We start from the raw sequence: 12,492 nt of genomic DNA, 5'->3' as shown, positions 1-12,492 counted from the left end.
ACCATGCCGGACACCACCATTCAGCTCGCCGTCCTGGATATGGCGGGCACCACCGTCGCCGATGGCGGACTGGTGCTGCGCGCCTTCGAGGAGGCCGCAACCGCCGCCGGGATCCCCGCCCACGGCCCCGAACGCGACCGCGCCCGCAGCTACGTGCTCGACACCATGGGGCAGTCGAAGATCGCCGTCTTCCGCGCCCTGCTCGGCGACGAGGACAAGGCGCACCAGGCCAACCGCGCCTTCGAAACCGCCTACGACGCACTGATCGCCGACTCCGACGTCGCCCCGATACCCGGCGCCGTCGAAACCATCCGGTCCCTGCGCGCCGCCGGGGTGAAGGTCGCGCTGACCACCGGATTCAGCCGCAGCACCCAGGACCGCCTGCTCGACACCCTCGGCTGGCACGAACTCGCCGACCTGACGCTGGCGCCCTCGGACGCCGGTCGCGGCCGCCCCTACCCCGATCTGGTGCTCACCGCGCTGCTGCGCCTCGGCGCCGACGCCGTCGACCGGGTGGCGGTGCTCGGCGACACCACCAGCGATATCGCCACCGGTCTGGCCGCCGGCGCCCGGATCGTGGCCGGCACCCTCACCGGCGCCCACGACGCGGACGCACTGCGCGGCGCCGGTGCCACCCACGTGGTGGCGTCGGTCAGCGAGTTCGCCGACCTGATCCTGCACTGATCCCTCCTCCGTCCCTTCGACTCCTCACTCGCTTCGAACGAAAGTTGCAGTCATCGTGCGTACTTCGAATACACCGGGCCGACGCCTGGCACGCACCCTGTCCCGGACCGCGCTGCTGGTCGCCGCCGCCACCACCGTCGCGTTCACGGCAGCCTGCGGCGGAACCGGCGCCGAGGCCACCGGCGGGAAATCGGTCACCGTCTACTCCGCCGACGGCCTGGCCGGTTGGTACGGCAAGCGGTTCGCCGAGTTCACCGAGCAGACCGGCATCGCGGTGAATCTGGTCGAGGCCGGCTCCGGCGAGGTGGTCAACCGGGTGACCATGGAGCAGAACAACCCGCAGGCCGACGTCCTGGTGACGCTGCCGCCGTTCATCCAGAAGGCGAAGAGCTCGGGCCTGCTCGCCGCCAGCGGCATCGATACCGCCGCCGTACCGGACGCCGACAAGGACCCCGACGGCCAGTACGTCACCCTCGCCGAGAACTACCTGTGCTTCATCGCCAACCCGTCGGTCCAGACCGCCGGACTGACCTGGGACGACCTGCTGAAGCCGGAATACAAGGGCAAGCTGCAATATTCGACACCCGGCCAAGCCGGTGACGGCACCGCCGTGCTGATCCTGTTGCAGCAGTTGCTCGGCAAGCAGGGCGCGCTCGACTACCTGGCGAAGTTGCAGGCCAACAATGTGGGCCCGTCGTCGTCGACCGGCAAACTACAGGCCAAAGTCGACAAGGCCGAGCTGCTCATCGCCAACGGCGATATCCAGATGAACCTGGCCACCATCGCCGACAAGGGTTCGAAGTTCTCCATCTTCTTCCCCGCCGCCGCCGACGGGAAGCGTTCCACGGTCGCGGTTCCGTATGTCATGGGGCTGAGCAAGACCGCACCGCACCAGGCCGAGGCGAAGCAGCTGATGGAGTTCCTGCTGTCGGCTCCCGCGCAGCAGACCCTGGCACCGGAGGCGTTCGCGGTGTCGGCGCGCGCCGAGTTGCGCAACGCACCAACAGGTACCGAACCCTCGCCGAGCAGCCTGCTGGCCGGTGTCGAGGTGGTGCCGGTCGATTGGAACACGGTGCTGACCGAGCTGGACGGCGATATCGCCGCCTACCAGCGGGCCACCGGCAGTTGAGATCGCCGACGACGACAGGAGCCGACAATGTCCGCCGGTGACGCGCTCACGACCACTACCACCACGAAGGCCACGACTGGCACGGCCGAACCCGCGATCGTGTTCGACCGGGTGGGCGTCAGTTACGGCCGCGGCCGCACCGCGACCGTCGCCCTGACCGACTTCTCGCTGCGGGTGGCGGCGGGTGAGACCGTCGCGCTGCTCGGGCCGAGCGGTTCCGGCAAGTCCACCGCGCTCAAGGCCCTGGCCGGTTTCGTCCGGCCGACCTCGGGCGCGGTGCGGCTGGCCGGACGCGAGGTCACCGGCCTGTCGCCGGCCAAACGCGGCATCGGCGTCGTCGTCCAGTCCTACGCGCTGTTCCCGCATATGACGGTGCACGGCAATGTGGCCTTCGGGCTGAAGGCGCATCGGGTGCCGCGCCGGGAGATCGGTACCCGAGTGACCGAAGCCCTGGAGATGGTCGGCATGGCCGGCTACGCGAAGCGGCTGCCGCGCGAACTGTCCGGTGGCCAGCAGCAGCGGGTGGCCATCGCCCGCGCGCTGGCCATCCGGCCGCCGGTGCTGCTACTGGACGAGCCGCTGGCCGCCCTCGACGCACAGCTGCGCCAGTCCATGCTCGGTGAACTGCAACAACTTCGGCAAGCGCTGCCCGATACGGCGATGCTGTACGTCACCCATGACCAGACCGAGGCGCTGGCGCTGGCCGACCGCATCGCCGTGATGCGGGACGCTCGCCTGGTCGATATCGACACCGCGGCGAACCTGTGGCAGCGCCCGCCATCGGAATTCACCGCAGCCTTCCTGGGTGGTGCGAACCTGCTGCCCTGCACCGTGAACCGGGTTTCCGGCGGCAGCGCGCTGGTCACCGCGGGCACCGCGACCCTGCGTGCCCAGGCGCCGGAACCGGGTGTCGGGCGACCGGCGTGGGCTCCGGATTCCGAGGCGCTGCTGTGCGTTCGGCCGCACACCATCCGCCTGATCGGGCCCGGCGAACGCGGCGCACTGCGCGCCACGGTGCTCAGTGCGGTCTGGCGCGGCGCGTCCACGCGGGTGCGGATGAGCGTCGACGAGCTGTCCGGTGAACTCACCGCCGACGTCCCGGGACAACTGGAGACGCAGCCGGGCGCGGTGGTCGGCGTCGGGCTGCCCGATCCGGCGGGCGTCCTCATTCCGCCGCCGATGGGCGGCACCGGCGGGAGCCGGTCATGACGATATCGCCGAAACAACCACCAGCATCGGAGCTTCCGGTTCGCATACCGATGGCGACGGGGAGCGCTCCGTGGACGCCGCCGAGCTCGGCCGGCGTCCCGGAACCGGGCGAGGAGACGACCGCGCGGACCACGCCGCTCCCCGGCGCCGACGCACAGGACCAGGCGCACCGATCGCTGTTCGCCGCTCTCGGAACGAGGCGAGCCCGATGAGCGCGCCGGTCCTCGATCGCCCTGCCGCCGAGACCATCCCACCGCGGTGGTCCCGGCGACACCTCCGCCCGATCCTCTGGGGCCTGCCACCCGTACTGGTGGTGCTGGTCATCGCGGTGTACCCGATCCTGCGGGTGCTGACCGAATCGACGGTCACCCCCGACGGTCGCGGCACCGGCACCTGGTCGCAGGTCCTCGGATCCGCGGCCTTCCGGGACGCGTTGTGGCGCACGATATCCATCGCGGTCTGCTCGACGGCGGGCTGTCTGGTGCTCGGCACCTTCCTGGCGATCGTGCTGGCGTTCGTCCCGTTCCCCGGCGCGTCCGTGGTCGGCCGTCTCATCGATACAGTGCTGACGCTGCCGTCGTTCCTGATCACGCTCGCCTTCACCTTCCTCTACGGCACGGCCGGCGCTGTCAACGCGCTCATCGGCCGTATCACCGGACGTGACGGCCCGGCACTGGACTTCCTCACCACACCCACCGGGGTGATCCTGGCCGAGATCACCTTCTTCACCCCGTTCGTGGTGCGTCCGCTGCTGGCCGCGTTCGCCCAGCTGCCGCGGGAACAACTCGACGTCGCCGCGAGCCTGGGTGCGAGCCCATGGCGGGTGCTGCGTCAAGTGGTATTGCCCGAGGCGTGGCCCGCGCTCGCCGCCGGCGGCAGCCTGGTACTGCTGTTGACGCTCAACGAATTCGGCATCGTGCTGTTCACCGGCGCGAAAGGGGTGATCACCCTGCCCGCGCTGATCTACACCCGCGGCATCGTCACCTTCGATCTGCCCGGTGCCGCGGTGCTGGCCACCGTCCAGGTCGCGCTGTCGCTGACCCTGTATCTCGGGTATCGGCTGATCTTCGCCAAGGTCACCGGTCCGTCCCGGAAGGAGCGCTGAGCATGCTGGTGTGGACCGGGCGCGGACGTGCGCTGGTACTCGCGGTGTTCGCGGTGGTGGTGCTGGTGGTCTTCGCCGCCCCCATCGCGACGGTGTTCGCGGCGGCGCTGGCCGGCAGCTGGACCGGGCCGCTGCCCTCGAATCTCGGCACGGCCAACCTCGAACGAGCGCTGTCGGGTGAGCAATTGGCCAGTCTGTCGGTCAGCGTGCAAACCGCGCTGCTGGCGGGCGCGGTGTCCCTGGTGCTCGGCACCTGGGCGGCCCTGGCGGGACGGGAGGCGCCGCGGTGGTGGCGGCGGCTGACCGACGCGGTGTTCCACCTGCCGGTCGCGGTGCCGTCGGTGGCGATCGGCCTCGGCGTGCTGATCGCGTTCAACGAGCGGCCGCTGTTGCTGGGCGGCACCAAATGGATTGTCATCGTGGCGCATTCGGTGCTGGTGCTGGCATACGCGTTCAGCGCGGTGTCGGCCGCCCTCGACCGCCTCGATCCGGCCTACCGGCAGGCCGCCGAATCGCTCGGCGCGGGCCCGGTCCGGGTGCTGTGCCAGGTGACGCTGCCACTGCTGCTGCCCGCTCTCGGCGCCGCCGCGGGCCTGGCCGTCGCACTGTCCATGGGTGAACTCGGCGCCACCATCATGGTGTACCCGGCCACCTGGAAAACGCTGCCGGTCAGTATCTTCGCGCTCACCGATCGCGGCGAGGTCTTCGACGCCGCAGCGGGCACCACCGTGCTCGTGCTGATCACCCTGCTCGCGCTCATCCTGCTCGGCCGGATCAAGGGCCGCGCCGCACTGCGCTGAACAACGACAGCGGCCGGTGGAGGTCCGTCGGGACCTCCACCGGCCGACCGAGCAACTGTCCAGAGGGCTGGACGCGGCCGCGGTGTTACTGCTCCGGCAGCCGCCGACGCCCGCCGGTCACCTCGGCGATCAAATCGGTGTAACCGTCGACCAGCTCGGCCAGGTGATACCAGTGCTTGTGCGTGTTGTCGCTGCGCGCACCATTGATATCGATGGCCTGGTTGGCGTTGACCCAGCTGCGCGCCATCCGGTCGATCACCGCCCCGAGGCTCTCGGTGTGCAGTGTGGCGCCGTTGCGATGCTGCGGCACCTCCTGGGTGATCCACTCGTTGATGTCATCGACGAGTTCCACCCTGCGACAGTCGATTTCGGCGACCAACGCCGTATCACGCAGTTGGGCGCGGCGCTCATGCAGCTCGACCAGCGCATGCGCCGAACGCAACATCTCGCGGTCCTGGAACCGCCGCCCCTGGAAGGCACACAACAATTGCGGCGCTGTCGGCAGAACCCCCACCGTCGGCGCGCTCATCCCCACACCCCGAACTCACCCGACACCATCACACTTTGTACCAACATGATTGGCTCTCTGTTCGGTTATCCGGATCGGATCGCTTGTTCACAACAAGGATAGGAGGATTTTGCACTTACGGATGCAAGAACACAAGACCTCAGAACGCAATATTGCGAACTACTTTGTGCGTACCGGACGGTCGGTCTGCCCCACTGGCGGGAGGCAGTTCAGCTGCCCGTCTCCGAGTCGGTGAGTATGATCAGCGCTGCTCCGGGCCAGCGCACGGACCCGCCCGGATTCAGGCAGCACGTTCGTCGTATTCGTGTTCTACACATGGAGTCACCTCATTGACCACACCACACGAACCACGCACCCGGTCCTCCGCCATGTGGCATGAGACCCCGGCCCCGACCTCTACCGAGCTCTTCCGATTCCCGATGTACTCCGAGGAGTTCGCCGCCGACCCGCACCGGGTCTACGCCGAGATGCGCCGTCGATACGGTTCGCTGGTGCCGGTGGAGCTGTCTCCCGGCATTCCCGCCACGCTGGTGATCGGTTACAGCACCGCTGTCCGAATCTGCAACGACGAGGCGCACTTTCCGGCAGACCCACGGGCCTGGCAGAAAGACGTGCCGAACGACTGCCCGGTCAAGCCGATGATGGAATACCGCCCGAACGCGCTGCGCAGTTCGGGGCAGGAGCACCGGCGCTTCCGTAAGGCGAGCGTTGACGGCATCGAGGCGATCAATCTGTTCAGTCTGCACAACGACATCGAGCAGATCGCCATCCCGCTGATCAACGCCTTCTGCGGTGACGGCGAAGCCGATCTGCTGAGCCAGTACGCCTTCCCGCTCACCTTCGCTGTACTCAACGCGATGGTCGGGTGCCCGGCCGATATCGGGCAGCAGGTCGCCCAGGGCATGGCGATGATGTTCGAGGGCAACGACGCCGAGGAGGGCAACGCCCTGTTCGCCAACGCCCTTGCACACCTGGTGGCACTCAAACGCCGCGAACCAGGCGACGACGTCACCACCCGGCTGGTGCATCATTCGGCAGAGCTGACCGACGAAGAACTCGTGCACCAGCTGGTGACGATCTACGGTGCCGGCATCGAGCCGCTGACCAACCTGATCACCAACACGCTGCTGCTGATGCTCAGCGACGACCGGTTCTCCGGATTCCCGGCGCTGACCACCCGCGACGCACTCAACGAGCTGTTGTTCAAGGATCCACCGCTGGCGAACTTCGGGATCACCTATCCCGCCCAGCCGATCCTGATCGATGAAACCTGGTTGCCCGCCAAGCAGCCGGTGGTCACCAGCATGGCGGCCTGCAACAACGACCCGGCGATCGTCGGCGAATTCACCGACAACAACTCACATCTGGCCTGGGGAACCGGTCCGCACACCTGCCCCGCGCAGGACGTCGCCTATCCGGTGGCACAGAACGCCATCGACCAGCTCTTGGACGCGCTGCCCGAGATGGCGCTCGCCTGCCCGCCCGACCAACTGACCTGGCGCCCAGGACCTTTCCACCGGTCGCTGGCCGCGCTGCCGGTGCGGTTCACCCCGTCGCCGCCGCTCAACTTCCGCTGACGAGCGACGGCCCCGGGATGTCGTTCGGACATCCCGGGGCCGGTGTCAGGGCAGCTCGGCTGTCCGATCGGCTATTCGGCTGCCGCGCCCAGCGCGGTGGCGTACTGGGCGATGTAGGTATCGACACCGAAGGCGGTGCGCAGCAACCCGCTCGGCAGCTCGAACGCGTCGACGAGGTCGGTGAGGTGCGGAGCGAGCAGGTCGTGCAGCTCGCGGCGCATCTCCGTCAGCGACTTCGACGTCTTCGGCAGCGGACCGTCCGGGAGCAGCTCGGCGGCGTGCGCCTGGTACTGACGCAGCGCGAACAGCACGATGAGGTTCTCCACCACCTTGCGCGGTCCGTCGGCCAGTCCGCGGGCCCGCTCGGCGAGTTCCCGGATCGACAGGTTGACGATATGCGCCTCTGCCGCCGCGAGCGCCAGGTCGTACATGCTGTCCCAGCGAGCCTGCCGGTCACCGGTGGCCTTGGCGTAGGCCTCCAAGGCCTGATGCTGCAGGTAGGCCTCACGCGCCGACAGCCACGCCAACCAGTTGTCAGGGGTGTCGACACCGCACGGTTCGAGGCTGTCCCCGAGACCCGGCGTCCACTCGTCCGGCGCGGACAGGCGCCGGTAGGCCGCTTGCAACGCGATGACGTAGCTGTCGCCTTCGGCCGTTGCGGCAGCGTCGCGGAGCGCGCGGTATTCCACGATCTTGTTGTGCGCGAAGACGCCCTGGGCACCGAGGCGATCGCGCACTTCGCTGGTGACCCGCAGTGCGGTGTTGGTGGTGAGGTACTTGGTCAGCGAGACGAGGTCGGTGATCTGCGGCGCCTGCTCGTCGGCCGCCTCCGGGAACGCCCGCAGCGCCACCTCCACCGCCATGCCCGCCACGTAGGTGTCGGCCACTGCGTCCAGCAACCGGCTGCGGTGCGCGGGCACATCGGCCAGTCGGAGGCGTCCGCCCGCCATGCCGGCGATATCGCGCTGGGTGGCGTGCTCGACCGCGGTGGCCAGGGCCGCCCTCGACACGGCCGCGGCCATGGCCGAGATGCACATCCTGCCGAGCCGGACCCGGCTGATCGCGCGCCACACCTGGTTGTCGGCGGGAATCGGTGAGACCAGCTCACCGTCGTCGTCGATGTAGGTGCCGGTATGCGACAGCAGGCATTCCCGGCTCAACCGCACATTGTCGAAGCGCGTGATCGCGTTGTCCATACCCAGGCCGGGCTTTTCGGGCAGCGGGCGGATGCTGATGCCGGGTCGCAGCGTGCCGTCGGCGTCGGCCATCCGGACCAGGAACGGGTAGTTGCCGCGGCTGGTCCCGTTCAGGATCAGCCGAGCGAACACGATGCCGAACCGGGCGATCCCCTCCACCGGCGGCGGTGCGGTGGTCGGCATGAACTTCACCGCCGAGTCCGTCGGGGTGTGCAGCACGAAGCTGCCACCGTCTGCCGGGTCGTATGTTGCCGTTGTCTCCAGGTTCGGTAGGTCGCTGCCGTGGCCGACCTCGGTGAGCACGTAGGCACCCACCGCCGTACCGTCCAGAAGTTCCTGCAGCGCCTTCTCGACCTCACCGGTGCGCGTGTGCTGCTCGAGCAGCGTTCCGAGCACGAGGTTCACCTGCACCGTGAGCAGGGCACCCAGGTGCGGATCGACAACGGTGGCCTGTTCGTGCAGCGCCACCAGGTCGAGCAGTTCGGTCGCGGTTTCGGTGGCCGAAAGTTGAGGCAGCAGTTGCAGATAGCGTTCGTAAGCCCGCTTTCCCGGGTTCTGCGTGGCCCCCCACCAATCCTGGTCGAACGCGTCCGCACCGAACATCTTGTTGTACCGCTGAGCGTCAGCTCGGCGGTCGCCGAACAACAGATCCGCGAAGTCGCTTGCATACGCATTGTCGTGCGAAACCATAACTCTGCCTTCTTCTCATTTCCGATCCCAAGCGCCCCTGTCTACGCCGCTGGGCATGAAACAGGCCGCCTGCCGGATACAGGCCCTGACCGGCGCCTCTCGCGAACGCGCTGTCACCGCGCGCGAAAGCCACCGGTCACAGCGAGCGCAGCGTCCGGAAGATCGACCTGTGGAAAGTTCAATGCACTACGGGCCTTCGGCGCGAGATCACCGAGAGGCCGGTTACGCTACCCACCCCCAAGCCGTGTCGGCGGGCGAGACCAAGGCGTGGTAACGCACCGATAGTGTTGGGCCGCAGGAGTTTCGGCCTTTCACAGCTCCGAGTCCCGGGGAGCTATCCGCTCCGTCCGGGGGTTCCGGTTCGGCAAGCTCGGTATCGGAGGGCTGCACCGGTGCGTTCTGCTCGACTGTCCGGATACTCACGGCAACTTGCAACACCGCCGGTGCTGCAAGGTTGCTATGGCCAGACTGAGACACGAAAGATATTGTGCCACAAACTCACCCCTTCGGCGCGTGATCTGCGGGGTCCGCAGGCACCAGAATTCTGCTACTCGGCAGTAGCCGAGCGCGACCAGCAGGAACTATCCGGCAGCGTCGAGAGTTCCTGCAAACCAATGGCTTCGGCGAATCCGACCGATGTTCATCTCGGTGTCACCGAACCACATGCGACCGCCGGACGACCACCTGCCGGGGCCACGCGTCCTCGATCGCGGCACCACCACCCGAACGACGTTCTACCTACAGAACGGCGGTGACTCACACACTCCGATCACACGTCAACGCCGCCTCGACCGCCACCGTCTCACCGGCTGCTTCGATCCGCACCCGATCACGCCCGAAGGCATGCAGCAGCAGTTCGGCGGGTTCGCCGCACAGCACGACCTCGTCGCTGCCCGCGCGGGCGGTGATTCTGCGGCCGTCGGGGGTTTCCAGGACGACGGCGACAGGGCAGTTGCGGTAGGACATGCGCGCGGTGCGGGTGAGCAGTTTCCAGAGCTGGTCCTGGTCGGCGGCGGCGAGTTCGCGGGGTTCCCATTCGTCGCCGGCGCGGCGGACGTCCTCGTGATGGATGAACATCTCGGACAGGTTCACCAGGGCATCGACCGGGCGCAGCGGCGACCACCACGGGGGTCCCGTACGGACCTGGTCGATGAGTTCCGGGAACGGGCGGATGGCGGCTTTGGCCTGGACGCGGTCGGTGTAGCCGGCCAGCCGCTTGATCAGGATGCCGGGCGCCGCGTCCGGGCGGCGTTCGCGAACGACCAGATGGGCGGCCAGATCTCGGACGGTCCATTCCCCGCACAGGGTCGGCGCCTCGGGTCCGGCGGCGATCATCGCCTCGGCCAGGGCCTGTCGTTCGCGGCGAGCCATGCTCATGTGTCGACCCTAACACCGGGCATCGGGCGGCCAGGGGCGTCGTCGGGGGCGCCCTCGGGCGGTGAGAGGGCGATTCGACGGGCGGCCCGACAGCAGCGGTCGACCGCATGCGCGGGCCGTACAGCGCCGGGGAATAGCCCGGCTACCGGCCGCGTTCCCTTGGTTGCCATGTCCACCAACTCGGTGGACGAGAGGAGGAGGGCATCGTGCAGTTCGGAATCTTCACTGTCGGGGACGTCACCGTCGACCCAACGACCGGTCGCGCCCCGAGCGAGGCCGAACGGATCAAGGCCATGGTGGCGATCGCCCTGAAGGCCGAGGAGGCCGGGCTCGACGTCTTCGCCACCGGTGAGCACCACAATCCGCCGTTCGTGCCGTCCTCGCCGACGACGATGCTCGGCTATGTGGCCGCCCGCACCCAGAACCTGCAGCTGTCCACCGCGACCACCCTGATCACCACCAACGATCCGGTGAAGATCGCCGAGGACTACGCCATGCTGCAGCACCTGGCCGACGGCCGAGTGGACCTGATCCTCGGCCGCGGCAACACCGGGCCTGTCTATCCGTGGTTCGGCAAGGACATCCGCGACGGCATCGCGCTGGCCGTGGAGAACTACCACCTGCTGCGCAGGCTGTGGCGGGAACCGAAGGTCGACTGGCAGGGCAAGTTCCGCACGCCCCTGCAGGGCTTCACCTCGACGCCGGCTCCGCTGGATCGGACCCCGCCGTTCGTCTGGCACGGCTCGATCCGCTCCCCCGAGATCGCCGAGCAGGCCGCCTACTACGGTGACGGCTTCTTCCACAACAACATCTTCTGGAACAAGGAGCACACCGCGCAGATGGTGGCGTTGTACCGGCAGCGCTTCGAGCACTACGGCCACGGCGGCGCCGATCAGGCCATCGTCGGGCTCGGCGGTCAGGTGTTCATGGCCGAGACCCAGGCCGCGGCCAAGAAGTTCTTCCGCCCCTATTTCGACAACGCACCGGTCTACGGGCACGGCCCGTCGCTGGAGGAGTTCACCGAACTGACTCCGTTGACCGTCGGCACCCCCGAGCAGGTCATCGAGCGGACCCTCGGGTTCGCCGACAACGTCGGCGACTATCAACGTCAGCTGTTCCTGCTCGACCATGCCGGGCTGCCGCTCGAGGTGGTGCTGGAGCAGATCGACATCCTGGGTCGCGAGGTGGTGCCCACGCTGCGCCGGGAGTTCGAGGCGCGCCGTCCCGCGCACGTGCCCAGCGATCCGCCCACCCACGCGAGCCTGGTGGCGGCCGGTCCGCAGGCACCGCATCACCTGGTCGAGCCCGCGCGCGAACGCGTGCTCGCCGCCGCGAGCGAGGAGTGAAGCGATGACACGACGAGTCGTGGTGCTCACCGCCGGGCTGTCGCAGCCGTCGTCGAGCAGGCTGCTGGCCGATCAGCTGGCCGACGCCGTCGCGGCCGCGGTGACCGCGCGCGGTGAGGCCGTCGAGTTCGAGGTGGTCGAACTGCGTGAGCTGGCCACCGAGTTGGCGACCACCACCATCACCGGTGGACTGCCGACGGCCGCGATCGCCGAGGTCAGGGCGAAGGTGTCGGCCGCCGACGGCGTCATCGCCGTCACGCCGGTATTCGCCGCGAGCTACAGCGGCCTGTTCAAGATGTTCATCGACGTCCTCGATCCGGAAGCGCTCAACGGCATGCCGGTGCTGATCGCGGCCACAGCGGGCACCCCGCGGCATTCGCTGGTGCTCGACCACGCCATGCGCCCGCTGTTCACCTATCTGCGCGCCGTTGTCACGCCCACCGGAATCTTCGCGGCCACCGAGGATTTCGGATCGACCGGGCTCGCCGAGCGGGTGCGCCGGGCGGCGGTGGAATTCGCGACGCTCGTCGTCGCCGAACAGAACGCCGTCGCCGGATTCGTGCCGGAGCAACCACGCAGGCAACGCCACTCGGGGAACACTCTCGCCACACCCGCGCCGTTCGCCGAGCTGCTGGCCGGCCATACCGGCGACGTGGCGGCGCCGAATCACCGGCCCGGCCTGGTGCCGCGCAGCTGAACCCGACACTGCCGCAGCAGCGGGCCGCCTCGCGGATCCGTACGCCGTATCTTCCCCATCCGCTCGTAGAACCGCTTCCGACGTCGTAGATTCGAGACAATACGCGTCTGGTATCGGCGGCGGACGGGCTGAGCCCGGTGGGTGCCGGACGCG

At 68.4% G+C, this 12,492-nt stretch carries 11 protein-coding genes; 8 read left to right on the top strand and 3 right to left on the bottom strand.

From position 1 onward, the window contains the following. Positions 1–3: 3 nt before the first annotated feature. From FEK34_RS08145 to FEK34_RS08125, 5 genes are all read left to right on the top strand, one after another. The gene (locus FEK34_RS08145; RefSeq protein WP_138447231.1) at positions 4–684 is read left to right on the top strand and encodes a phosphonatase-like hydrolase; all 681 of its coding nucleotides are present in this window, start codon (positions 4–6) and stop codon (positions 682–684) included. Positions 685–739: 55 nt separating this feature from the next. Next, the gene (locus tag FEK34_RS08140; protein ID WP_171048087.1) at positions 740–1,813 is read left to right on the top strand and encodes a 2-aminoethylphosphonate ABC transporter substrate-binding protein; all 1,074 of its coding nucleotides are present in this window, start codon (positions 740–742) and stop codon (positions 1,811–1,813) included. 27 nt (positions 1,814–1,840) lie between these two features. Continuing rightward, the gene (locus tag FEK34_RS08135) at positions 1,841–3,022 is read left to right on the top strand and encodes an ABC transporter ATP-binding protein (protein WP_138447230.1); all 1,182 of its coding nucleotides are present in this window, start codon (positions 1,841–1,843) and stop codon (positions 3,020–3,022) included. Positions 3,023–3,230: 208 nt separating this feature from the next. Beyond that, positions 3,231–4,127 carry a 2-aminoethylphosphonate ABC transporter permease subunit gene (locus FEK34_RS08130; RefSeq protein ID WP_138447229.1) on the top strand — a complete coding sequence of 299 codons (897 nt, stop codon included), beginning with the start codon at positions 3,231–3,233 and terminating at the stop codon, positions 4,125–4,127. A gap of 2 nt (positions 4,128–4,129) precedes the next feature. Then, a complete protein-coding gene (locus FEK34_RS08125) occupies positions 4,130–4,927 on the top strand; it encodes an ABC transporter permease (protein ID WP_138447228.1) in 798 nt (265 codons plus the stop codon). An 85-nt stretch (positions 4,928–5,012) separates the two neighbouring features. On the opposite strand, the gene FEK34_RS08120 is transcribed toward FEK34_RS08125, so the two are convergent. Then, complete coding sequence (locus FEK34_RS08120; protein ID WP_138447533.1) at positions 5,013–5,372, bottom strand: DUF4254 domain-containing protein; 360 nt, start codon at positions 5,370–5,372, stop codon at positions 5,013–5,015. Positions 5,373–5,824: 452 nt separating this feature from the next. Between FEK34_RS08120 and FEK34_RS08115 the strand changes: the two genes are divergently transcribed. Further along, positions 5,825–7,033, top strand: coding sequence for a cytochrome P450 (locus tag FEK34_RS08115; protein WP_138447532.1), 1,209 nt, complete (start codon positions 5,825–5,827; stop codon positions 7,031–7,033). A gap of 71 nt (positions 7,034–7,104) precedes the next feature. Here the strand turns inward: FEK34_RS08115 and FEK34_RS08110 are convergent, their stop codons facing one another. Then, positions 7,105–8,919: an acyl-CoA dehydrogenase gene (locus FEK34_RS08110; RefSeq protein ID WP_138447227.1), complete on the bottom strand. Its 1,815-nt coding sequence runs from the start codon at positions 8,917–8,919 to the stop codon at positions 7,105–7,107. A gap of 756 nt (positions 8,920–9,675) precedes the next feature. After that, complete coding sequence (locus tag FEK34_RS08105) at positions 9,676–10,296, bottom strand: TIGR03085 family metal-binding protein (RefSeq protein ID WP_138447226.1); 621 nt, start codon at positions 10,294–10,296, stop codon at positions 9,676–9,678. 206 nt (positions 10,297–10,502) lie between these two features. On the opposite strand from FEK34_RS08105, the gene FEK34_RS08100 reads away from it, so the two are divergent. Together FEK34_RS08100 and FEK34_RS08095 are read left to right on the top strand one after the other, a co-directional pair. Next, the gene (locus FEK34_RS08100) at positions 10,503–11,642 is read left to right on the top strand and encodes an LLM class flavin-dependent oxidoreductase (protein ID WP_138447225.1); all 1,140 of its coding nucleotides are present in this window, start codon (positions 10,503–10,505) and stop codon (positions 11,640–11,642) included. A 4-nt stretch (positions 11,643–11,646) separates the two neighbouring features. Beyond that, positions 11,647–12,339, top strand: a complete 693-nt coding sequence (locus tag FEK34_RS08095; RefSeq protein WP_138447224.1) for a CE1759 family FMN reductase — start codon at positions 11,647–11,649, stop codon at positions 12,337–12,339. The last annotated feature ends 153 nt before the right edge of the window (positions 12,340–12,492 follow it).

The sequence above is a fragment of the Nocardia cyriacigeorgica genome (assembly GCF_005863245.1).
In the GTDB taxonomy this organism is placed as follows: Bacteria; Actinomycetota; Actinomycetes; order Mycobacteriales; family Mycobacteriaceae; genus Nocardia; species Nocardia cyriacigeorgica_C.
The sequence above is the reverse complement of the archived record's forward strand: the minus strand, read 5'-3'. Positions and strand labels throughout refer to the sequence as shown.

What these genes read in the sequence shown, in the direction of transcription:
- FEK34_RS08145 (WP_138447231.1), top strand. Translation starts at nt 4, where the DNA reads ATGCCGGACACCACCATTCAGCTCGCCGTCCTGGATATGGCGGGCACC.
- FEK34_RS08135 (WP_138447230.1), top strand. Translation starts at nt 1,841, where the DNA reads ATGTCCGCCGGTGACGCGCTCACGACCACTACCACCACGAAGGCCACG.
- FEK34_RS08130 (WP_138447229.1), top strand. Translation starts at nt 3,231, where the DNA reads ATGAGCGCGCCGGTCCTCGATCGCCCTGCCGCCGAGACCATCCCACCG.
- FEK34_RS08125 (WP_138447228.1), top strand. Translation starts at nt 4,130, where the DNA reads ATGCTGGTGTGGACCGGGCGCGGACGTGCGCTGGTACTCGCGGTGTTC.
- FEK34_RS08120 (WP_138447533.1), bottom strand. Translation starts at nt 5,372, where the DNA reads ATGTTGCGTTCGGCGCATGCGCTGGTCGAGCTGCATGAGCGCCGCGCC.
- FEK34_RS08115 (WP_138447532.1), top strand. Translation starts at nt 5,825, where the DNA reads ATGTGGCATGAGACCCCGGCCCCGACCTCTACCGAGCTCTTCCGATTC.
- FEK34_RS08110 (WP_138447227.1), bottom strand. Translation starts at nt 8,919, where the DNA reads ATGGTTTCGCACGACAATGCGTATGCAAGCGACTTCGCGGATCTGTTG.
- FEK34_RS08105 (WP_138447226.1), bottom strand. Translation starts at nt 10,296, where the DNA reads ATGAGCATGGCTCGCCGCGAACGACAGGCCCTGGCCGAGGCGATGATC.
- FEK34_RS08095 (WP_138447224.1), top strand. Translation starts at nt 11,647, where the DNA reads ATGACACGACGAGTCGTGGTGCTCACCGCCGGGCTGTCGCAGCCGTCG.